At 71.3% G+C, this 18749-nt stretch carries 23 protein-coding genes; 12 read left to right on the forward strand and 11 right to left on the reverse strand.

Annotated elements, in window-relative coordinates:
• Window positions 1–1751 (forward strand): DUF3597 domain-containing protein (locus tag QBJ89_RS20145; RefSeq protein WP_347342842.1); only part of this gene is annotated, 1751 nt, incomplete at its 5' end.
• Window positions 1752–1790: 39 nt separating this feature from the next.
• On the opposite strand, the gene QBJ89_RS19330 is transcribed toward QBJ89_RS20145, so the two are convergent.
• Window positions 1791–2501: a glutathione S-transferase gene (locus tag QBJ89_RS19330; protein WP_277982094.1), complete on the reverse strand. Its 711-nt coding sequence runs from the start codon at window positions 2499–2501 to the stop codon at window positions 1791–1793.
• Complete coding sequence (locus QBJ89_RS19335; RefSeq protein WP_277982095.1) at window positions 2498–2788, reverse strand: BolA family protein; 291 nt, start codon at window positions 2786–2788, stop codon at window positions 2498–2500. Before QBJ89_RS19335 ends, QBJ89_RS19330 begins: the two co-directional genes overlap by 4 nt.
• A gap of 44 nt (window positions 2789–2832) precedes the next feature.
• Between QBJ89_RS19335 and QBJ89_RS19340 the strand changes: the two genes are divergently transcribed.
• Window positions 2833–3432 (forward strand): DnaJ domain-containing protein, encoded by a 600-nt coding sequence (locus tag QBJ89_RS19340; RefSeq protein ID WP_277982096.1) that lies wholly within the window; start codon window positions 2833–2835, stop codon window positions 3430–3432.
• A 48-nt stretch (window positions 3433–3480) separates the two neighbouring features.
• Here QBJ89_RS19340 and QBJ89_RS19345 read toward each other — a convergent pair whose 3' ends face one another.
• Complete coding sequence (locus tag QBJ89_RS19345; RefSeq protein WP_277982097.1) at window positions 3481–4050, reverse strand: ATP-dependent Clp protease proteolytic subunit; 570 nt, start codon at window positions 4048–4050, stop codon at window positions 3481–3483.
• A gap of 97 nt (window positions 4051–4147) precedes the next feature.
• Between QBJ89_RS19345 and QBJ89_RS19350 the strand changes: the two genes are divergently transcribed.
• Both QBJ89_RS19350 and brnA read left to right on the forward strand, forming a co-directional pair.
• Window positions 4148–4423, forward strand: a complete 276-nt coding sequence (locus tag QBJ89_RS19350; protein WP_277982098.1) for a BrnT family toxin — start codon at window positions 4148–4150, stop codon at window positions 4421–4423.
• Window positions 4413–4634: a type II toxin-antitoxin system BrnA family antitoxin gene (gene brnA, locus QBJ89_RS19355; RefSeq protein WP_277982099.1), complete on the forward strand. Its 222-nt coding sequence runs from the start codon at window positions 4413–4415 to the stop codon at window positions 4632–4634. The genes QBJ89_RS19350 and brnA overlap by 11 nt, the downstream gene beginning before the upstream one ends.
• A 44-nt stretch (window positions 4635–4678) precedes the next feature.
• On the opposite strand, the gene sdhA is transcribed toward brnA, so the two are convergent.
• From sdhA to sdhC, 3 genes are read right to left on the reverse strand one after another with little or no spacing between them, the layout of a single operon-like run.
• Window positions 4679–6481: a succinate dehydrogenase flavoprotein subunit gene (gene sdhA / locus QBJ89_RS19360; RefSeq protein WP_277982100.1), complete on the reverse strand. Its 1803-nt coding sequence runs from the start codon at window positions 6479–6481 to the stop codon at window positions 4679–4681.
• Complete coding sequence (sdhD, locus tag QBJ89_RS19365; RefSeq protein ID WP_277982101.1) at window positions 6481–6858, reverse strand: succinate dehydrogenase, hydrophobic membrane anchor protein; 378 nt, start codon at window positions 6856–6858, stop codon at window positions 6481–6483. Before sdhD ends, sdhA begins: the two co-directional genes overlap by 1 nt.
• Entirely contained in the window at window positions 6859–7287 is a 429-nt protein-coding gene (gene sdhC, locus QBJ89_RS19370; protein ID WP_277982102.1) for a succinate dehydrogenase, cytochrome b556 subunit, read from the reverse strand. It lies immediately after the preceding gene.
• Window positions 7288–7469: 182 nt separating this feature from the next.
• Here sdhC and QBJ89_RS19375 point away from each other — a divergent pair, with 182 nt between their 5' ends.
• From QBJ89_RS19375 to QBJ89_RS19390, 4 genes are all read left to right on the forward strand, one after another.
• Complete coding sequence (locus QBJ89_RS19375) at window positions 7470–8825, forward strand: methyl-accepting chemotaxis protein (RefSeq protein ID WP_277982103.1); 1356 nt, start codon at window positions 7470–7472, stop codon at window positions 8823–8825.
• Window positions 8826–8853: 28 nt separating this feature from the next.
• The gene (locus QBJ89_RS19380; RefSeq protein ID WP_277982104.1) at window positions 8854–10203 is read left to right on the forward strand and encodes a methyl-accepting chemotaxis protein; all 1350 of its coding nucleotides are present in this window, start codon (window positions 8854–8856) and stop codon (window positions 10201–10203) included.
• 117 nt (window positions 10204–10320) lie between these two features.
• Window positions 10321–11016, forward strand: a complete 696-nt coding sequence (locus QBJ89_RS19385; protein WP_277982105.1) for an SDR family NAD(P)-dependent oxidoreductase — start codon at window positions 10321–10323, stop codon at window positions 11014–11016.
• Complete coding sequence (locus QBJ89_RS19390; protein WP_277982106.1) at window positions 11006–11953, forward strand: 50S ribosomal protein L11 methyltransferase; 948 nt, start codon at window positions 11006–11008, stop codon at window positions 11951–11953. Before QBJ89_RS19385 ends, QBJ89_RS19390 begins: the two co-directional genes overlap by 11 nt.
• Window positions 11954–12109: 156 nt before the next feature.
• Here the strand turns inward: QBJ89_RS19390 and QBJ89_RS19395 are convergent, their stop codons facing one another.
• Window positions 12110–12472 carry a response regulator gene (locus QBJ89_RS19395; protein ID WP_219754891.1) on the reverse strand — a complete coding sequence of 121 codons (363 nt, stop codon included), beginning with the start codon at window positions 12470–12472 and terminating at the stop codon, window positions 12110–12112.
• Window positions 12473–12504: 32 nt separating this feature from the next.
• On the opposite strand from QBJ89_RS19395, the gene QBJ89_RS19400 reads away from it, so the two are divergent.
• The 4 genes from QBJ89_RS19400 to QBJ89_RS19415 all read left to right on the forward strand — a co-directional run bounded on the left by QBJ89_RS19400 (window position 12505) and on the right by QBJ89_RS19415 (window position 15230).
• Window positions 12505–12786: a DUF3572 family protein gene (locus QBJ89_RS19400; RefSeq protein WP_277982107.1), complete on the forward strand. Its 282-nt coding sequence runs from the start codon at window positions 12505–12507 to the stop codon at window positions 12784–12786.
• Window positions 12783–13433: an HAD family hydrolase gene (locus QBJ89_RS19405; protein ID WP_277982108.1), complete on the forward strand. Its 651-nt coding sequence runs from the start codon at window positions 12783–12785 to the stop codon at window positions 13431–13433. Before QBJ89_RS19400 ends, QBJ89_RS19405 begins: the two co-directional genes overlap by 4 nt.
• 31 nt (window positions 13434–13464) lie before the next feature.
• Window positions 13465–13935 (forward strand): RidA family protein, encoded by a 471-nt coding sequence (locus QBJ89_RS19410; RefSeq protein WP_277982109.1) that lies wholly within the window; start codon window positions 13465–13467, stop codon window positions 13933–13935.
• A 164-nt stretch (window positions 13936–14099) separates the two neighbouring features.
• Window positions 14100–15230: a GNAT family N-acetyltransferase gene (locus QBJ89_RS19415; RefSeq protein WP_277982110.1), complete on the forward strand. Its 1131-nt coding sequence runs from the start codon at window positions 14100–14102 to the stop codon at window positions 15228–15230.
• A 15-nt stretch (window positions 15231–15245) separates the two neighbouring features.
• Here QBJ89_RS19415 and QBJ89_RS19420 read toward each other — a convergent pair whose 3' ends face one another.
• The 4 genes from QBJ89_RS19420 to QBJ89_RS19435 all read right to left on the reverse strand — a co-directional run bounded on the left by QBJ89_RS19420 (window position 15246) and on the right by QBJ89_RS19435 (window position 18639).
• Window positions 15246–15473 carry a BrnA antitoxin family protein gene (locus QBJ89_RS19420; RefSeq protein WP_277982111.1) on the reverse strand — a complete coding sequence of 76 codons (228 nt, stop codon included), beginning with the start codon at window positions 15471–15473 and terminating at the stop codon, window positions 15246–15248.
• Window positions 15460–15768, reverse strand: coding sequence for a BrnT family toxin (locus QBJ89_RS19425; RefSeq protein ID WP_277982112.1), 309 nt, complete (start codon window positions 15766–15768; stop codon window positions 15460–15462). Before QBJ89_RS19425 ends, QBJ89_RS19420 begins: the two co-directional genes overlap by 14 nt.
• A 77-nt stretch (window positions 15769–15845) precedes the next feature.
• On the reverse strand, window positions 15846–17546 hold the full coding sequence (locus QBJ89_RS19430; protein ID WP_277982113.1) for a hypothetical protein: 1701 nt from the start codon (window positions 17544–17546) through the stop codon (window positions 15846–15848).
• Window positions 17547–17556: 10 nt separating this feature from the next.
• Complete coding sequence (locus tag QBJ89_RS19435) at window positions 17557–18639, reverse strand: hypothetical protein (RefSeq protein WP_277982114.1); 1083 nt, start codon at window positions 18637–18639, stop codon at window positions 17557–17559.
• Between the last annotated feature and the right edge of the window lie 110 nt (window positions 18640–18749).

Below are 18749 nucleotides of genomic sequence, written 5' to 3' on the forward strand. Positions count from 1 at the left end.
CCGCGACCAACCAGCGCGCCTTCCTCGAGGCGATCGCGGAGGGCCATGGCGTCGAGCGCGCCGCCGCGCGCGTCGGGCTCTCCGCCACCTCGGCCTTCGCCTTCCGCCGCTCGGCCAAGGGCAGCGCCTTCGCGCTCGGCTGGCGCGCCGCCACGCTGGTCGCGCGGGAAGCCGTCGCCGAGATGCTGATGGTGCGCGCGCTGGAGGGGCAGACCGACACCTATGTCCGCGCCGACGGCAGCACCCTCACGCGCCACCGCCACGACAACCGGCTCGCGCTCGGGCTGCTCCAGCGGCTCGACCGCCAGGTCGAGTCCGCGCCCGCGGCGGACGCGCAGGCGGCGCGGCTGGTCGCGCAGGAGTTCGACGCCTTTCTCGACTGCGTCACGGCCGAAAGCAGCGCCGCGCGCGCCGGGCTGTTCCTGGCGCGGCGCAGCGGCGCGCTGCGCGAGCTGCTCGGCGGCGGCGCCCCCGCCGACTCGGCCGCGCCCGGCGGCGACGCGACCGCGGCCGATGCCGCCGCCGATGCGCTCGCGCGCGAACTCGCGCCGATCCTCGCGCTCGCCGCGGCGGACCGGTTCCAGCGCGTCGGCGCCGCGCGCGCTGAGGAGGTCGAGATCGCCGACCTCGACGCCGCGTCGCGCCACGATTGGAGCGCGGCGCAATGGGCGCGCGCCGAGGCGGCGGGGCTGGTGGTGCTCGCCCCGCCCGCGCCCGATCCGATCGCCGACGACACCGCGCCGGAGGCTCAACATTCGCAACATTCGCGCCCGCCGGTGTGGTGGGACGAGGCGGCGCACGACTGGCGCACGCGCTTCCCGCCGCCCTACGCCTTCTTCGGCGACGAACAGGGACTGCCCGGCGATCGCGCCTATGCGCGCGCGCTCAGCCCGGCCGAGGCGCGCGCGATGGGGCCTCACCCCGATCGCTACGCCGACGACGAATATGACGCGTTGTTCGACGCGCGCGACGCCTGGTTCACCGCCGCCGCCGCGCGCGCGGGCGTTCCGCCCCCGCCGACCGCGCGCAGCACGCGCGCCGAGCAGGCCGCGGGCGCGTGGGACCCGCGCCGCGGCGGCGCACCGCTCAGCCCGACGCAGGTCGAGCTGATCCGCCGCATTCGCGTGGCGGCGCGCACGCCGCCGACGCCGGAGGAGAGCGATCCCGACAATTGGGGCAGCTATGAGGAGGGATGCGCCGAGGCGGACGCACTGCTGGCGGAGTGCGACGGTGAACCTTCGTGGCGACCCGACGTTGCCGGGGACGACCTGGACCTGATGGGAGTGAGCGACATGAGCATCTTCGGCGCGATCAAGACGGCGATCTTCGGCAACAAGGGCCCGCTCGGCGGCCAGTTCGGCGGCCACAAGGACGCGCCCGCCACGCCGGCGACCCCGGCCACGCCCGCGACCCCGGGCGCGGCCGCCCCGGCGGCTCCTGCCGCGCCGGCAGCGCCGGCAGCACCCGCGGCGCCTGCCGCGCCTGCCGCGCCGGTCGATGTCGAGCAGGTGCTCACCGCCACCGCGCAAGCGAAGGCCAACCCCGACCTCAACTGGCGCACCTCGATCGTCGACCTGATGAAGCTGCTCGACATCGACTCGAGCCTCTCCAACCGCAAGGAGCTCGCCACCGAGCTCGGCTATACCGGCGCGCTCGACGGCTCGGCCGAGATGAACATCTGGCTTCACCGCGCCGTGATGCGCGCGCTGGAGCAGAGCGGCGGCATCGTCCCCGACTCGCTGCGGGGGTAAGGCAGAGACAATCCTCCCCGCCAAGCGGGGAGGATCGGTTCAATCCCCGTCGAGCTCGGGATAGTGGCGAAAGATGCCCTCCTCGCTGAACGGCAGCCGCCGCTCGCTGGCGAGATAGGCGCTCACGCCGGGGAGCACGGCGACGCGGTCGTGCAGCGCCGCCAGACCGGAGTAGCGCGGCGCCAGCGTCGCCATCCGCCGCGGGAAGGCGTAGCGCAGCCCCGCGATCACCTGGAACAGGGAGGTGTCGACATAGCTCCAGCGCTCGCCCGCCACCCACTCGCCCGCCACTGCTCGCGTCGCCGCCTCGAAGTGGTCGAGGAATTTGGGCAAGCGCTCGTCGCGGAACTGCGCCGCGGCGCGCGCCGCCTCGGGCTTCTGTTCCTCGTAATAGGCCATCGCCGCCACCGGGTGGTGAACGTTGTGCGCCTCGGCCACCAGGTCGGCGACGGTGAGCTGGAGCTGGTGGAGCCCATAGCGCATCGCCGCGTCGCCCGGTGCCAGCCCGTGCCGGTCGCCGAGATAGAGCAGAATGTCCGCGACCTGCGCCACGGCGCGGCCGTCCGCCACCAGGTAGGGCGGCGCGAACGGCGCGAATGGCGCGTGCGCGGCCATGTCGGCGAGCATCGCCTCTATCCCGTGCGTGCGCGCGCTGTCCTCATAGGCGATGCCGCCCGCCTCGAGCGCGAGCCGGACGAACTCGCCGCGGCCCTGGATCGTCGGCCAGTACCAGAGCCGATAGCCGCTCACGCCGGCTCGCCCGGCGCAATGGCGCGGATCGCCAGCGCGTGGACATGGTCGGCGAGCAGCGCGGCGAGCGCGCGGTTGACCAGCCGCTGGCGCTCGACCCGCGAGCGGCCGACGAAGGCGGGGCTCTCGACCAGCACGCGGAAGTGGCTCTCGCCGCTGCCGTCGTCGCCGGCATGGCCATGGTGCAGCGCGCTTTCGTTGATCACCTCGAGCCGCGACGGGGCGAGCGCAGCGGTGAGACGGGCGGTGATCTCGGCCGCGATCGGCCCGGTGGAAGCGTCGTTCATTGCCCCCATATACCCTCCTTTGTCCGGGAAGCGACGGCAGTTCAGTGAAGCCCCACAAGGATCGACCACAGACGAGATTCCACGGCCGCGTCGAGGGCGCTGCGCAGGAATGCGCGCACCCCGGCTGCGCCGCGGCCGGCGAATTCCGCGCGCCGCCGCTGGAGGGCGCCGGCAACGGCGAGGGGCCGCCGCGCTTCCGCTGGTTTTGCCTCGACCACATCCGCGCGTTCAACGCGGGCTACAATTACTTCGACGGCATGACCGCGGAGGAGATCCACCACGCCCAGCGCCCGCTGGCGGGATGGGAAAGCGCGACGCGGGCGTTCACGCGCGCGGGCGGTGGCGACCAGGGGCCGCGCTGGGCCGACTTCACCGACCCGCTCGACGCGATCGGCGCACGCTTCCGCCGTACCGCCGCGCCCGAGAGAGGCGACGGCAAGCCGCTGTCGGGCGAGGACCGGCGCAGCCTGGAGACGCTCGGGCTGGCGGCGGACGCGGACCGCGCCGCGCTGCGCCGACGCTATTCCGAGCTGGTGCGCCGCTACCATCCCGACCGCAACGGCGGCGACCGCAGCCACGAGGCGATGCTGGCCAAGGTGATCAGCGCCTATCACCAGCTCCGCCAGGCGCCGGCGTTCGCGTGAGGCTCGCCGCGGTGGGTCAGCGCGGGGGCTGGCGGCGCGGCGCTTCTGTCATATGACGTCGAGCACCAGGCCCAGGTCGCGCGCCTCATTCGCCTCGATATACCAATTGTCGGGGGCGCGCCTCTTGAGTTCGTCAAGCGTCACCTGGCTGCCGCGGACGAGATCGGCGAAGCCTTCCTCCTGGATGCGGATCGAATCGGCGATCTCGTTGAGCTTGGCCTTGAGGACCGGCGGGATCGTGTTGAGCGGGCCGGAGAGCTGGAGAGTGCTCGTCATGCTGCGCTCGTGGATCATCAAGCGCGAGTTCCGCGTGAGGAAGCGGTTCTCGACCGGGAAGGCCGACATGAAGGTGGCACCCGCGGAATAGACCGCGACCTTGCCGAGGAACAGTGCCTCGCGGCCGGTATATTCGCGGAGCAGACGGATCGAGTCGCCCATCGCGCGCGCCATCTCGGGGTCACCGCCGAGCGTGGTGAGCGAGACGACGATCGGCCCGTTGGCGGGCACGCCGGCGAGCTGCTCTTTGAACCGTGCATACATCATGTCGTCCACGGTGCCGTGGAGCTGGATGTGCGGGATGGCGAGGAGCGGGTAGCGGGCCGCGTTGCTGTCGGTCATGCCGCGGGTAAGCGACGGGGCGGACGAGGGTTCCCGGTGGCGGCAAGAAAAGACGGGCGCGGCAGAGGCGGCACGCCACGCTTGTCTACGATAGAGCGTGTTCGACTTCGACGAAGCGAAGAGTGCCGCAAACCGGCCCAAGCAGGGCATCGACTTTCCCACGGCGCGTGCGCTGTGGCATGATCGACGGGCGCTGCGTATTCCGGTGAGACGATCGGCGGCCGTCGAGCCGCGCCGGCTGGTCGCCGGCCGTATCGACGGACGGCTGTGGACGGCCGTAGTGACCGAGCGCGGGGACCGGATCCGGATCATCTCGGTGCGCCGTGCGCGACCGGAGGAAGCGAGGGCCTATGAGCGAGCCGATGAGCAATGAGGAGTTCGACCGGAGCTTCGACGCGGGCGACGACATCAGCGACCTGATCGACTGGAGCGCAGCCGTTCGGATCAACGACATCGAGCGTGTCGCACTCGACCTGCCGGCGTGGCGCGTCCGCCGGCTCGACCAGCTTGCCACCGAGAGCGCCACCACCCGCGAGGCGCTGATCGCGCGCTGGCTCGCTGAACGGCTCGAAGGCGCCGCCTGACCAGGCGCTCGCCGCGGGGCGAGCGCCTGGTCGACGCGCGCTGATCAGTAGACGCGCTTCTTGGGCTTGATGTAGTCGATGTCGTCGGTGAGCGTGTAGTCGTGCACCGGGCGGTAATCGATCGCGGTGGCGCCGCTCTTGCCGCCCCAGCCGTCGAAGGTCGTGATGGTGTGCTTCATCCAATTGGCGTCGTCGCGCTCGGGGAAGTCCTCGTGCATGTGCGCGCCGCGGCTCTCCTTACGGTTCGCCGCGCTCTTCATCGTCACCACCGCCTGGCCGATCAGATTGTCGAGCTCGAGCGTCTCGACCAGATCGGTGTTCCAGATCAGCGAGCGATCGGTCACGCCGACGTCCTGGACGCCCTGGTAGATCGCCTCGATCTTCTCGACACCCTCGTTCAGCAGCGCCGAGTCGCGGAACACCGCGCAGTGGCGCTGCATCGTCCGCTGCATCTCGCCGCGCAGCTTGGCCGTGGGCGTGCTGCCCGACGCGTGGCGGAAATGGTCGAGCCGGCTCAGCGCCATCTCCTCCGAGCCCTTGGGCAAGGGGTTGTGCGGCGTGTCGGGCTTGAGCGTCTCCTTCAGCCGCAGCCCGGTGGCGCGGCCGAACACGACGAGGTCGATCAGCGAGTTGGAGCCGAGCCGGTTGGCGCCATGGACCGAGACGCAGGCCGCCTCGCCCACCGCGAACAGCCCGGGGACGACCGAGTCGGGGTCGCCGTCCTTCAGCCGCACGACCTCGCCGTGATAGTTACACGGCACGCCGCCCATATTGTAATGGACCGTCGGGGTCACCGGCAGCGGCTGGCGCGTCAGGTCGACGCCGGCGAAGATCTTGCCGGTCTCGGTGATGCCGGGCAGCCGCTCGTGCAACACCTTGGGATCGATATGGTCGAGGTGGAGGAAGATATGGTCCTTCTCCTTGCCGACGCCGCGGCCCTCGCGCATCTCCATCGCCATCGAGCGCGCCACCACGTCGCGGCTGGCGAGGTCCTTGGCGCTGGGGGCGTAGCGCTCCATGAAGCGCTCGCCCTCGGAGTTGGTGAGATAGCCGCCCTCGCCGCGCGCACCCTCGGTGATGAGCACGCCCGCGCCGTAGATGCCGGTCGGGTGGAACTGGACGAACTCCATGTCCTGGAGCGGCAGGCCGGCGCGCAGCGCCATGCCGTTGCCGTCGCCGGTGCAGGTGTGCGCCGAGGTGGCCGACTGGTAGACGCGCCCGCCGCCGCCGGTGGCGAGCACCACCGCATGCGCGCGGAAGCGGTGGATCGAGCCGTCCTCCATGCACAGCGCAATCACGCCGCGGCAGGCGCCGTTCTCCATGATCAGGTCGAGCGCGAAATATTCGACGTAGAAGTCAGCGTCATACTTCAGGCTCTGCTGGTAGAGCGCGTGGAGCATGGCGTGGCCGGTGCGGTCCGCGGCGGCGCAGGTGCGCTGCACCGGCGGGCCCTCGCCCATGTTCTGCATGTGGCCGCCGAACGGGCGCTGGTAGATCGTGCCGTTGTCGTTGCGGCTGAACGGCACGCCGGCGTGCTCCAGCTCGTAGACCGCGGCGGGCGCCTCGCGCACCATATATTCGATCGCGTCCTGGTCGCCGAGCCAGTCGGAGCCCTTGACGGTGTCGAACATGTGCCACGACCAGTGATCGGGCGAATTGTTGCCGAGCGAAGCGGCGATACCGCCCTGCGCCGCGACGGTGTGGCTGCGGGTGGGGAACACCTTGGTGATGCAGGCGGTCTTCAGCCCGCTCTCGGCGATCCCCATCGTCGCGCGCAGCCCCGAGCCGCCCGCGCCGACGACGACCGCGTCGTAGGTGTGGTCGATGATCTTGTAGGCGTCGGACATCAGGCGGCGGCTCCGAAGGCGACCTTGAGGATCGAGAAGATGGCAGTGCCGGCGGTCGCGGCGGTGAACACGTTGAGCAGGATCGTCAGCACGAAGCGGTTTTCTTTGTGCGAATAATCTTCGATCACCGTCTGCAGCCCGAGGCGGAAATGGTAGAATACCGAGGCGATCAGCAGCGCCATCGGTACCGCCGCCCAGGCCGACGAAAGCCAGAGCCGGACGGTGGTGTGGTCATAGGACGGCAGCATCGCGATCGACGCCAGGAACCACACCAGCAGCAGGAAATTGGTGCCCGCGGTGATCTTGTGGTGCCACCAGTGATGCGCGCCGGCGTGCGCGCTGCCCAGCCCGCGAACGCGGCCGATCTCGGTCGTCATTTACTTGATCCCCACGAGGAGAAACCAAAAGCCCGCGGTGAGCAGCACCGACATCACGAAGGTGAGCACCGCCAGCGTGCGGTTGACCTTGAGCTCGAACGCCGCGCCGGTGTCGAGGATCAGGTGGCGGATGCCGCTCATCATGTGCTGAAACAGCGACCAGGTCAGCCCGACGCCGACAATCCAGCCGAGCGGGTTGAGCGCGCCGTTCGCGGTGGTGAAGACGTGGAGGAATACGCCGTACGCCTGCGGCCCGGCGGCGATCGCGGCGAGCCACCACACCAGCAGCAGCGTTCCCACCGTCGCCATGCCGTCGCCGGTGACGCGGTGGAAGATCGAAGCGGTCATCGCCGGCGACCAACGATAGTGCAGCTGCAGCGGGCCGCTGAACAGGTGCGGGCTGCGCGGGCGGGCGGGTTTGGAGGCCAAGCGCTGGGTTCCTCAGGTGACGAAAACGGCGGATCGATTTGGCGCGGTCTATGCGTCCAGCGGCGCCGCGATGCAAGCTTGGTGCCGGGTTCACCAAGGGAATCCGCGGTGGTTGCCTAACCCACTGTTAACCCGGCAGCGGTAGCTAGGGTCCCGACTCTGACCCCAGCGGGAGCCGCTCCTTGTCCCACGACCTGCCGCCGATCGGATCGGTCGCCACCGCCTTCGACCTCCCCGCCCGCTTCCGCGTGTTCGACGTCGACGGGCGGCTGACCCAGGCGTCGCGCGACGTGTGGGAGGCGCTGGCGCCGCGCATGCGCGAGATCGCGCAGGCCTATTGGGAGCAGTGGCAGCGCTGCTTCGCCGACCGCCGCTCCTGGGCACAGCACGAGACCGAGCGGATGATCGAGCTAGGCTGTATCTTCCTCGAGAATCGCTTCCTGCGCACGCGCGAGCGCGCCTGGATCGAGTCGATCGAGCGCGCGGTGGCGGGCGCCTATGCCGCCGACGTCACACCGATGGCGCTGCTGTCGATGATCAGCGCCAGCGACCGCGCCGCGTTGGAGGTGCTGATGGCGTCGGTGGCGCGCGATGATCCGCGCCTGCCCGAGATGCTCGACACGCTGATGCGGCTCTCCGCGCTGGAGGGCGAGATCACCGTCGAGATGTACGCTTCCTATCGCGAGCATCGCGCGCAGGTAGCGCGCGACCGGCTCGCCGCCGAGTTCCGCGACGGCATCGCAGTGACGGTGGAGGACACCACGCGCGAGGGCGACCATCTCCGCGCCCAGGCCTCGCACGCCTCGTCGGCGGCGCGCGGCATGCTCGGCAAGACCAGCGAGGTCGCCGCCGCGGCGGAGCAGTCCGCGGTCGCGATGCGCGACGCCGCGTCGACCGCGGCCGGGTTGATCCGCGCGATCGAGGACGCGCGCGCCGAGGTCGAGGTCGCCGCCGACATCGCGACTCGCGCCGCCGGGCAGGCCGGCGATGCGGTCAACGTCTCGGGCGCGCTGAGCGACCACGCCAAGTCGATCGAGTCGATCCTCGGCCTGATCCGCGACATCGCGGGACAGACCAACCTGCTGGCGCTCAACGCCACGATCGAGGCGGCGCGCGCGGGCGATGCGGGACGCGGCTTCGCGGTGGTGGCGCAGGAGGTGAAGAGCCTGGCGAGCCAGACCGCGCGCGCCACCGACGACATCGCCGCCAAGATCGCCGCGATCCAGGCCGCCACGCGCGTCACCGTCGACACCTCCGCCTCGATCCGCACCACCGTGGCGGAGGTGCAGGATTCGGCGACGCGGATCCGCCACGCGATGGAGTCGCAGGCGCAGACCGTGACGGCGATCACCGCCGCGGTGGACGAGACCGCGCTGGCAGCCGACTCGATGTCGCACACGATCGCGGCGATCCGCGAGGACACCGAGACGGTGGCGACCGAGATCGACCGGCTCGGCGCCGGCTTCGACTCGCTCGCCGGGCGACTCGGCGCGCTCGACGGCCATGCCGGCGAGTTCGCCAGCAAGGTCGCGGCCTGATCCCTCCCCTTCGGTCCGAGTGAGCGTCATGCGGATGGTCCACCACGACGAGCGCGGCCTGGCCGATCGCGTCGGCGACTTCGACTGGGACGGCGGCATCCTGCCGGCGTGCCGCGAGATCGCCGACCTGCTCGACGCCGCCGACGGCTGGCGTCAGGTCGCGCGCACCTTCTGGGACCATCTGCTCGCGCTCCCCACGCTGCCCGCGGCGATGCGGGACATCCCCCCGGAGCGGCTCGCCGACCAGCTCGGCCGCGCCACCCATTACATGCGGCTACGCTACACCGAGCCCTTCAGCGAGCGCTGGCACGCAATGGTGGTCGGCCAAGTCGACGTCTCGCAGGCGAACGGCGTGCCGCTCACGCTGCTGCTCGCCGCGCTGACCCGCGCACACGGCCACACGCTGGCGCTGCTCGGTGCCGGCTGCGCCGGTGATGCGGCGCGCCTGGAGCGGCTCAGCAACGCCGTGCTGCGGCTGGCGATGATGGAATCGGATCTGATGGCGTCGCGGCTGGGCGAGCTCTCGCTTGAGGCGGTGCGCTCCGCCCGGGCGGAGCGCTCGGCGGCGTTCCGCTCGAGCGTCAGCGACGGCATCGGCGCGATCGCCGCGCGCGGCCATATCGTCCGCGAGAAGGCGCGCGCCGCGGCCGGCTCGACCCGCGGCATGCTCGACAAGACCAGCGAGGTCGCCACGGCGGCGGAACAGTCGGCGCTGGCGATGCGCGACGCCGCCGCGACCGCGGCCGGGCTGATCCGCGCGATCGACTCGGTGCAGAGCGACATGCGCGCCTGCACCACCACGCTGGAAGACGCCAGCGCGCAGGCCGAGGACGCGGTGAGCGCCAGCGCGGCGCTGAGCGATCACGCCAAGTCGATCGATTCGATCCTGGGGCTGATCCGCGACATCGCGGGACAGACCAACCTGCTCGCGCTCAACGCCACGATCGAGGCGGCGCGCGCGGGCGACGCCGGGCGCGGCTTCGCGGTGGTGGCGCAGGAGGTGAAGAGCCTGGCGAGCCAGACCGCGCGCGCCACCGACGACATCGCCGCCAAGATCGCCGCGATCCAGGCCGCCACGCGCGTCACCGTCGACACCTCGGCCTCGATCAAGGACACGGTGGGCAAAGTGCGGCGCTCGGCGGTGCAGGTCACCGCGGCGATGCAGCTGCAGGCGCAGACCGTCACCGCGATCACTGCCGCGGTGGACGAGACCGCGCTCGCCGCCGACTCGATGTCGCACACCATCGCGGCGATCCGCGAGGACACCAACGACGTCACCGGCGAGATCGTGTCGCTCGGCCACGCCTTTGAGCAGATCGGCGACCGCTTCGACACGCTGCGCGCCTCGGCCGAAAGCTTCTCCGCGAGCGAAGGGTAACGGCGCCGGGAGGGCAGCGCTTCGAGACGAGGCTTCGACGAGCTCAGCCTTTCTTCAGCTCGCCCTTCCCCGCAACCCTCTGGCCCCGCCCCCCGCTTACGTCCTATCGCGGCGCGCATGGTCAACATCCTCCTTACCGGCGCGAGCCGCGGCATCGGCGCCGCCATCGCCGCCACGCTCGACGCCACCCCCGGCGTCGCGCTCGCGCGCCACGCCACCGCGAGCGGCCTCGCCGCCGATTTCGCCGATCCCGCCGCCCCCGCGCGCCTGTGGGACGCCGCGCTCGACCGGCTCGGCGGCCGCATCGACGTGCTGATCAACAACGCCGGCGTGTTCGAGGCCAACCCGCTCGACTCGGACGACTGGGTCGCCAATTGGGAGCGCACGCTGCGGATCAATCTCACCGCCGCGGCCGAGCTCAGCCGGCTCGCGGTGCGCCATTGGCGGGCGGGCGCGCGCGGCGGGCGGCTGGTCAACGTCGCCAGCCGCGCCGCCTATCGCGGCGACAGCCCGGCGCACTGGCATTATGCCGCCGCCAAGGCGGGCATGGTGGCGATGACCAAGACGATCGCACGCGGCTATGCCCGTGACGAGATCCTCGCCTTCGCGATCTGCCCCGGCTTCACCATGACCGGCATGGCGGAGGACTATCTCGCCAGCCGCGGCGGCGACAGACTGCTCGCCGACATCCCGCTGGGTCGCGTTGCCCAGCCCGAGGAAGTCGCGGCGGTGGCGCGCTTCCTCGCGCTGGAGGCGCCGCCGTCGATGACCGGCGCGGTGCTCGACGTCAACGGGGCCAGCTATGTCCGCTGAGGCGATCGACAGCTGGCGCGTCACGCTGCCGTGCACGCGCGCCGAGGCCGAGGCGATCGACGCCGCCGACGATCTCGCGATCGACGCGGTGCTGATGACGAGCGAGGAGGTCGAGGACGATCGCGAGCATTGGCGGCTCGACGCGTACATGGAGCACGAGCCCGACGCCGCGATGCTCGCCGCGCTGCGCGCTTTGGTGCCGAGCGCGGCGGCCAGCGAGCCCGCGGTGACGCCGCTCACCGCGCAGGACTGGGTGACGCTGAGCCAGGCCGGGCTCGAGCCGATCAGCGAGGGGCGGTTCGTCGTCCATACCAGCGCGCACCCGGTCGCAGCGCCGCCGGGCGGCCGCGCCTTCCTGATCGACGCCGGCCAGGCGTTCGGCACGGGGCACCATGCGACCACCTCGGGCTGCCTGGCGATGCTCGACGGGCTTGCCGACCGGGTCATGACGAACGTGATCGACCTCGGCACCGGCACCGGGCTGCTCGCCTTCGCCGCGCGGCATCTCTGGCCCGCGGCACAGGTGACCGCGACCGACATCGACCCCGCGGCGATCGCGGTGACGCGGGAGAACATGGCGGCGAATGCGGTCGACGGCATCGCGCTGGTGGTCGCCGACGGCGCGCTCTCCGAGGCGATCGCGACGCGCGCGCCCTACGATTTGGTGATCGCCAACATCCTCGCGGGCCCGCTGATCTCGATGGCGCCTGAGGTGGCGGCGATCGCCGCGCCGCACGCCGCGATCGTGCTCGCCGGGCTGCTCGAGACACAGCGCGCCGAGGTGGTGGCGGCGTTCGCGCGCTGCGACTGCGCGCTGGAGGCGGTCGACCGCCGCGGCGACTGGACGATCCTGCGGCTGAGCGCAGGCGCGACCCGCTACGTCCCCGAGCGCGCGCCCGACCCGCGCGGGCGCGACGGCTGGGCACTCGATCTATAGGGTCGCGCTCGCTCATTCCTGTCTGTTCCCCGGCGCAAGCCGGGGTCCAGTGGGGGGACGCTGGAGAGACTCGCCTCGGCCTTCCCACCTAGGCCCCGGCTTTCGCCGGGGAACATTGTGGGGAGGACGAGGCTCAGCTCCCACAGAAGGACGACCTCACACCAGCGACCCCACCGCGGTGATGAAGCGCGCCAAGGTGATCGGCTTGGAGATATAAGCGTCCGCCCCCGCCGCGCGGATCCGCTCCTCGTCCTCGCGCCCGGCATAAGCGGTCACCGCCATCACCGGAATATGGCGCAGCGCGGCGTCGGCCTTGAGCTCCAGGATCAGCTCATAGCCGGTGACGTGCGGCATCTGGATGTCCATCACGATCAGGTCGGGCATGAAGGCGCGGGTGCGCTCCACCGCCTCGCGCCCGTCGCGCACCGGCTCGACCGCGAAGTCGTGCGCCCGCAACAGGTCACAGAACAGCTTGAGATTGAGTTCATTGTCCTCGACAACGAGCACCCGCTTGGCCACGCGCCACTTTCTCCTCTGACGCCAGATAGATAATGGTCCGAATCGATCCGATCCAGCCCGACGCGACGACAATCGCGCTCGACGCTCTCGCCTGGACGCTTAACGAACCGTTGCGCGCCGACCGACTGATCGGCGTGACGGGGCTCGCGCCCGACGATCTGCGCGCACGCCTGCGCGATCCTGCCGTTCTCGCCGCGTGCCTCGCCTTTCTCGAGGCGCACGAACCCGATCTTCTCGCCTGCGCCGCGGCGACCGGTACCACCCCGGCCGCGCTGGTCGCGGCGCGCGCCCGACTGGAGGAAGCGCCACGATGACCCGACCGCTGCTGATCAGCGACTGCGACGAGGTCTTACTCCACATGGTGCGCCACTTCGCCACCTGGCTCGACGAAGCGCACGACATCGAGTTCCGTTATGACAGCTGGGAATTGGCCAAGAACATGCGCCGCCGCGGCGGCGCGCCGCTGACGCAGGAGGAGATGTTCGGCTATCTCGGCGGCTTCTTCCCCGCCGAGATGGCGCGCCAGACGCTGGTGCCGCACGCCGGCGAGGCGCTGGCGCGGCTGGCCGAGCGCGCCGACATCGTCATCCTCACCAACCTCGAGGACCAGTGCCGCACGCACCGCATCGAACAGCTGGAACGCTTCGGGATCGCGCATCGGGTCGAGTGCAACCAGGGCGGCAAGGGCGCTCCGGTGGCACGACTGGTGGCGGAGCACGGCGACCCGGTCACCGTCTTCGTCGACGACCTGCCGCACCATCACGAGTCGGTGGCGAAGCACGCGCCCGGCGTGTGGCGGCTCCACATGATTGCCGAGCCCGCGCTCGCCGCGGGGGTGCCCGCCGCGCCGCAGGCGCACGCGCGGATCGACGACTGGCGTACGGCCGAGGCCTGGATCGGCGATCGCTTCGCCGCGGGTGAACCTGCGCCTCTCCCCGCAGACGCGTCGGCCCTGACTTGACCGGCGCGGACGCGCGCCGCAGGGAAAGCGCATGACCGATCGTATCGACCGCGCACTCGCCGAGCTCGGCCTGGCGCTGCCCCAGGCCGCCGCCCCGGTGGCCGCCTATGTCCCCGTCGTCGCGGCGGGCGGCTTCCTGCACGTCTCGGGCCAGCTGCCCTTCAAGGACGGCGCGGTGGTCACCGGGCGGCTCGGCGACGACGTCTCGCTCGAGCAGGGGCAGGACGCGGCGCAGCGCTGCGCCTTGATGCTGGTGGCGCAGCTCAAGGCGCATCTCGGCACGCTGGAGCAGGTCACGCGGATCGTGAAGCTCGGCGTGTTCGTGAACTCTACTGCCGACTTCACCGATCAGCCCAAGGTCGCCAACGGCGCCAGCGAGCTGATGGTCAAGCTGTTCGGCGACGCGGGGCGCCACGCGCGCTCGGCGGTGGGCGTGGCGGCGCTGCCGCTCGGCGCCGCGGTCGAGGTCGACGCGATCGTCGAGGTCGCGGCCTCGCTCTGACGCGGGGCGCGCCGGGCACGGCGTCCTTGCCCGCGACCGGAACAAGTCCGGGATAGCGGTTTGGGCGCGAGATCTTGCGAAGCCCGGCGTTGATGTCTCCCGAACCCGCCCGCCGCGCACCTCCGTCCTTTAACCCCCGCCCGCGCTGTCCTAATTAGGAAGCGATGACCTCGCTCACCGCGCGAATCGCCGATGGGGTCGGCGCCCTCCCCGCCGACCAGTGGGACGCCTGCGCCGGCACCGCCAACCCCTTCCTCGGCCACGCCTTCCTCGCCGCGCTGGAGCAATCGGGCAGCGTCGGTGGGCGCAGCGGCTGGCAGCCGATCCCGGTAGTGATCGACGGCGCCGACGGCACCCCCGCCGCGATCGCGCCGGCCTATGCCAAGAGCCATAGCCAGGGCGAATATGTCTTCGACCACGGCTGGGCCGACGCGTGGGAGCGCGCCGGCGGCACGTATTACCCCAAGCTCCAAGTGGCGGTGCCCTTCACCCCGGTGCCGGGAGCGCGGCTGCTGCTGCGCGACCCCGCCGCGGCGCCCGCGCTGATCGCCGCGCTTGAGGCGGTGACCGACCGTCACGACCTCTCCTCCGCGCACGCCACCTTCGTCGCGCCCGACCAGATCGCGCATTTCGAGCACGCCGGCTGGCTGATCCGTCAGGGCACGCAATATCACTGGCAGAACCAGGGCTATGCGAGTTTCGACGACTTCCTCGGCGCACTCGCCAGCCGCAAGCGCAAGGCGATCCGCAAGGAGCGCGCCGCTGCGGTGGAGGGGCTGACGATCCGCCACCTCAGCGGCGCCGCGATCGGCGCGCGCGAATGGGACGCCTTCTGGCGCTTCTACCAGGACACCGGCAGCCGCAAATGGGGCCAGCCCTATCTCACCCGTGCCTTCTTCCCGTTGCTGGGCGCCGCGCTGGGTGAGCGCGTGCTGCTGATCCTGGCCGAACGCGACGGCGTGCCGATCGCGGGCGCGCTCAACCTGATCGGCGAGGACGCGCTATATGGTCGCTATTGGGGCTGCACCGAGGAGGTGCCCTTCCTCCACTTTGAGCTGTGCTATTATCAGGCGATCGACGCCGCGATCGCGCGCGGGCTGGCGACCGTCGAGGCCGGCGCGCAGGGCGAGCACAAATTGGCGCGCGGCTATGTCCCGGTGCCGACCTGGTCGGCGCATTACATCCCGGACGCGTCGTTCCGGCGCGCGGTCGCCGACTTCCTCGTGCGCGAGCGCGCCGCGGTGGCGCAGGAGCAGGAGTTCCTCGGCGAGATGACGCCGTTCCGGCGGGGGTGAGGCCGCCGCGACAGCTTAGATCTCATTGGCCGACACCAGGCGGCCGAGCACCGCGTTGACCCGGGTCTGCCAGCCGGGGCCGCTCGCGCGCAGGTGCGCGACCGTCGCGGCGTCCAGGCGAATCTTCACCTCCACCTTCGGCGCCTCCGATCGCGGGCGACCGCGCCGTGACGGCGTCATGCTCGCCATGAAGGCCTCATCCAGCGGCGGATTGTCGTCGTGCTCGGCGTCAGCGGTGGTCACGATCGAATCTCACCTCGTGCTTCTCGGCGCGGCGCAGGCTGACGGCGCAAACCGCATGGTCGTGGGATCCCTCGGCGAACAGCAGCACATGCAGCCGATCCCCGATGAACCCGAGCGCCACGACGCGGACCTCGCCATCGTCAAAGCGATCATCCTCGCGCTCGAGCGCCGTCTTCCAGTCGAACGCTGCGGCGGATCGCAGCGACAGGCCGTGCCGCTTCCGGGCGACGCGATCCTTGGCCGGGTCGAACTCGATCTCTATCGATATCGTACATCCGCTTGCGCGCCGTCGCAACGAATTATCGTGCACCCATTAATCGTCGACCACGACCTTCGCCGTCATCATAGGCGACTCGACGCCTCCGTTCTCGCTTACCGCTCCTGCTCCACGCGCAGCCGCTCGAGCCGCTCCTGCTCGCGCTCCTGGCGCTCGCGCAACCGCTCGAGCCGCTCGCGGCGGCGCTGCATCCGCTCGATCAGCCACTTGGGCACGCCCAGTTCCTCGTCGCTGGCGTCGATCGCGGGCGCGTCATGGTCGACGCGGAACAGCACCGAGTTGCTCGTCGGCGAGCGCCACACCGGCACCAGCCCGGCGGTGAAGCGCGGGTTGTACGCCGGCGGTCGGATCAGCCAGACATAGTCGAAGGCATCGCGCGGAAAGCGCGCCAGCGCGTAATTGGCCGGGCGCCACCATTCGTACGGGCACTTGACCGAGGTGACGATCTGGGTCGGGTCGTGCGCGTACGGACCTGCCTCGCGATAGTGGACGGTGAGCAGCTGCGCCCCTGCCATCGACCATTGGTCGTCGGTATAGGCCAGCCGCCGCTCCAGCGCGATCGCGGGCAGATGTTCCAGCCGCGACATGCGCCACGCGTTGGAACAATTGTGCCCGACGAAACTGATCAGCCGCGCCCCGATCGGCACGTGCGGCAGCGCGGCGAGCTCGGCGTCGTAATCGGCGTCGAAACCCGCGAAGCTGATCGTCGTCGCGCCGAGGCGGACCGCGTAGAAGCTCAACCCCGCCGCGGCGAGCAAGGCGGCGTGGCGCAGATCGGCGCCGGGCTTCGGCCGGATCGCGATCACCGCCACGGCGATCATGAAGGGCGCCATTCGCATATCGGCATAGGCCGAGCCGAACACGATGCGCGGCAGCAGGATGTACACCAGCAGCATGAACAGCGCCGAGAGGCCGAGGTGGCGCGAATAGCCCATCCGGGGATCGCGCACCGCCTTGAACAGCACGAGGTAGATGACCGCCACGCTGGCGACGTCGAACCACATCCAGCGGTCACGCAGCGCCATCACGATCCAGGCGATCTTGGTGTTCCAGTAGAAGAAGTCGGCGGTCTGCCCGGTGACGTCGGCGCCCGAGCGCCACGCCACCATCAGCACCATCGGCAGCGCCAGCGGCACGCAGCCCAGCCCGGCGCGGACCCAGCTCTCCAGCCAGCCCGCGGCGCGCGCGCGGCGCAGGTCGTGCTGGCGGATCAGCTCGCTCGAGAAAGCCAGCACGCCCAAAACGCCCCAGCCGAAGGTGTGACACACCCACAGGATGCACGAGAGCGGCACGAACAGCAGCGCGCGCAAGCCGAAGCGCCCCTGGCGCGCCAGCCGCAGCCACAGCCCGAACAGGCACAAGGCCCAGGCCATCGACAGCGCGAAGTTCACGAATCCGAAGTGGAACGGATAACCATAGGCGAGCGGCAGCGCGAACAGCGCCGTCGGCGGGATGCGCCCGTGCACCTCGCGCGCGATCCACAGCAGCCCGCCGACGGTGAGCGCGGGGATGGTGAGGATGATCAGCTTCACCGCTGGCTCAAGCCCGATCAGCGGCGCGAGCGGCTCGATCAGCAGGTCGACGCCCAGGTTGCCGATCAGCGACCAGCGGAACTGGTACCAGTCGGTCAGCCACGGGTGGGCGCCGCGGTCGAGCTGGACGCGGTAGCGCCCCATGTGGCCGGGCAGGTCGACGATCGGCGGAATGTCGGGCCACAGCAGCGGCACGCACGCCGCCACCATGGCGGCGAGCACGAACCACCGCGTCTGCCACCAATGGAGCCGGTCTGCCTGCATCGCGAGCGCCTTAAGGGCGCGCAGGCCCCGCGGGCAAGGGGTCGCGCGCGATGCGCCACGCCAGCACCGGGCCGCGCACCCTGAGCGGCATCAGCCAGGCGACCCGCTCGCCGCGCTCCAGCCGCGCCCACAGACCATCCGGCGCGGCGGCGCGATACTGCGCCAGTTCGGGCAGGCCGGGGCAGGCGATCAGATAGTCCGCGCCGCTCGCCGTCACGATCACGCGCGCGCGGTCGGGCGGCAGCGTGAAGCCGAGCAGCACCCGCTCCATCGCGCGCGCGCCGCGGTGATAGCCGCCCGCGATCGCGCGGTGGCGCGTGCTCACCAGCAGCTCGGGGGTAACGTCGAGCGGCGCGAACACGGTGCCGGGTGGCAGCGCGGCGAGCGCGCGCACGTCGGTGGCGGCGGCGCAGCTCGGGCGGCGCGAGTCGGCGCGCGCGCGCTCGACCGGCCCCGGCAGGAGCAGCAGCGCGGCGGCGGCGACCTGACCCGGCGAGGCGAGCAGCAGCGCGCCGAGCGTGGCGAGCGCGCGCGGCAGCGGTGCGGTGAGCCGTCGCGCGCGCGTCAGCAAGGTCGCGAGCAGCACCGCGGCGCCAGGCACCGCGAGCGCGTTGGCGGTGGCGGCGGCGCGGCTCACCCACAAAGCGATGACGGTCGCGGCGAGCAGCAGCAGCAGGTAGACCCACCAGCGCTCGCGCGCGGCCTCGGTCAGCCCGCGCGACGGCAGGCGACGCAGCGCCAGCGCGGTGCCGGCGAGCCCGGCAAGCGGCAGGCCGATCGCGGCGGCGGCGAGCGCGAGCGGCTGGTCCCACAAGGGCCTTCCCTCGAGCACGCTGAGATACCACCAGCGATAGACGAGCGGCGGCAGCGTCGCGAACGGCCCGGCGAGGCAGCCCGGGGCGAGCAGGAGCAACGTCGCCGCGGCGGCCGCGCCGGCGAGCGCGAGGAGGACGAGGCGGAGGGCGAGCTGGGCGGGTGTTCCGGCGAACGCAGGAACCCAGGGCGGTGAGCGATGCGCGTGGCGGCGCTGGGCACCTGCGTGCGCAGGAGCACGGGCCGAGGCCCTCCGCTCCAGGAGCTCGGGGCCGATCATGCGCCCTCCCCTGAAGGGGAGGGGTGAGTGCGTCCCTGTCACCGCGCCTGTGCCATCAGACACGACACCTTTCAGCTCGCTACGTCCGGGCCGCAGGATGTCGGACCGAG

The sequence above is a fragment of the Sphingomonas phyllosphaerae genome (assembly GCF_029623345.1).
Classification (GTDB): domain Bacteria; phylum Pseudomonadota; class Alphaproteobacteria; order Sphingomonadales; family Sphingomonadaceae; genus Sphingomonas; species Sphingomonas phyllosphaerae_C.

Coding starts and splice junctions, on each gene's coding strand:
- QBJ89_RS19335 (WP_277982095.1), bottom strand. CDS start 2,788: ATGAACGACGCTTCCACCGGGCCGATCGCGGCCGAGATCACCGCCCGT.
- QBJ89_RS19345 (WP_277982097.1), bottom strand. CDS start 4,050: ATGACCGACAGCAACGCGGCCCGCTACCCGCTCCTCGCCATCCCGCAC.
- brnA (WP_277982099.1), top strand. CDS start 4,413: ATGAGCAATGAGGAGTTCGACCGGAGCTTCGACGCGGGCGACGACATC.
- sdhA (WP_277982100.1), bottom strand. CDS start 6,481: ATGTCCGACGCCTACAAGATCATCGACCACACCTACGACGCGGTCGTC.
- sdhD (WP_277982101.1), bottom strand. CDS start 6,858: ATGACGACCGAGATCGGCCGCGTTCGCGGGCTGGGCAGCGCGCACGCC.
- QBJ89_RS19380 (WP_277982104.1), top strand. CDS start 8,854: ATGCGGATGGTCCACCACGACGAGCGCGGCCTGGCCGATCGCGTCGGC.
- QBJ89_RS19385 (WP_277982105.1), top strand. CDS start 10,321: ATGGTCAACATCCTCCTTACCGGCGCGAGCCGCGGCATCGGCGCCGCC.
- QBJ89_RS19390 (WP_277982106.1), top strand. CDS start 11,006: ATGTCCGCTGAGGCGATCGACAGCTGGCGCGTCACGCTGCCGTGCACG.
- QBJ89_RS19400 (WP_277982107.1), top strand. CDS start 12,505: ATGGTCCGAATCGATCCGATCCAGCCCGACGCGACGACAATCGCGCTC.
- QBJ89_RS19405 (WP_277982108.1), top strand. CDS start 12,783: ATGACCCGACCGCTGCTGATCAGCGACTGCGACGAGGTCTTACTCCAC.
- QBJ89_RS19410 (WP_277982109.1), top strand. CDS start 13,465: ATGACCGATCGTATCGACCGCGCACTCGCCGAGCTCGGCCTGGCGCTG.
- QBJ89_RS19415 (WP_277982110.1), top strand. CDS start 14,100: ATGACCTCGCTCACCGCGCGAATCGCCGATGGGGTCGGCGCCCTCCCC.
- QBJ89_RS19430 (WP_277982113.1), bottom strand. CDS start 17,546: ATGCAGGCAGACCGGCTCCATTGGTGGCAGACGCGGTGGTTCGTGCTC.
- QBJ89_RS19435 (WP_277982114.1), bottom strand. CDS start 18,639: ATGATCGGCCCCGAGCTCCTGGAGCGGAGGGCCTCGGCCCGTGCTCCT.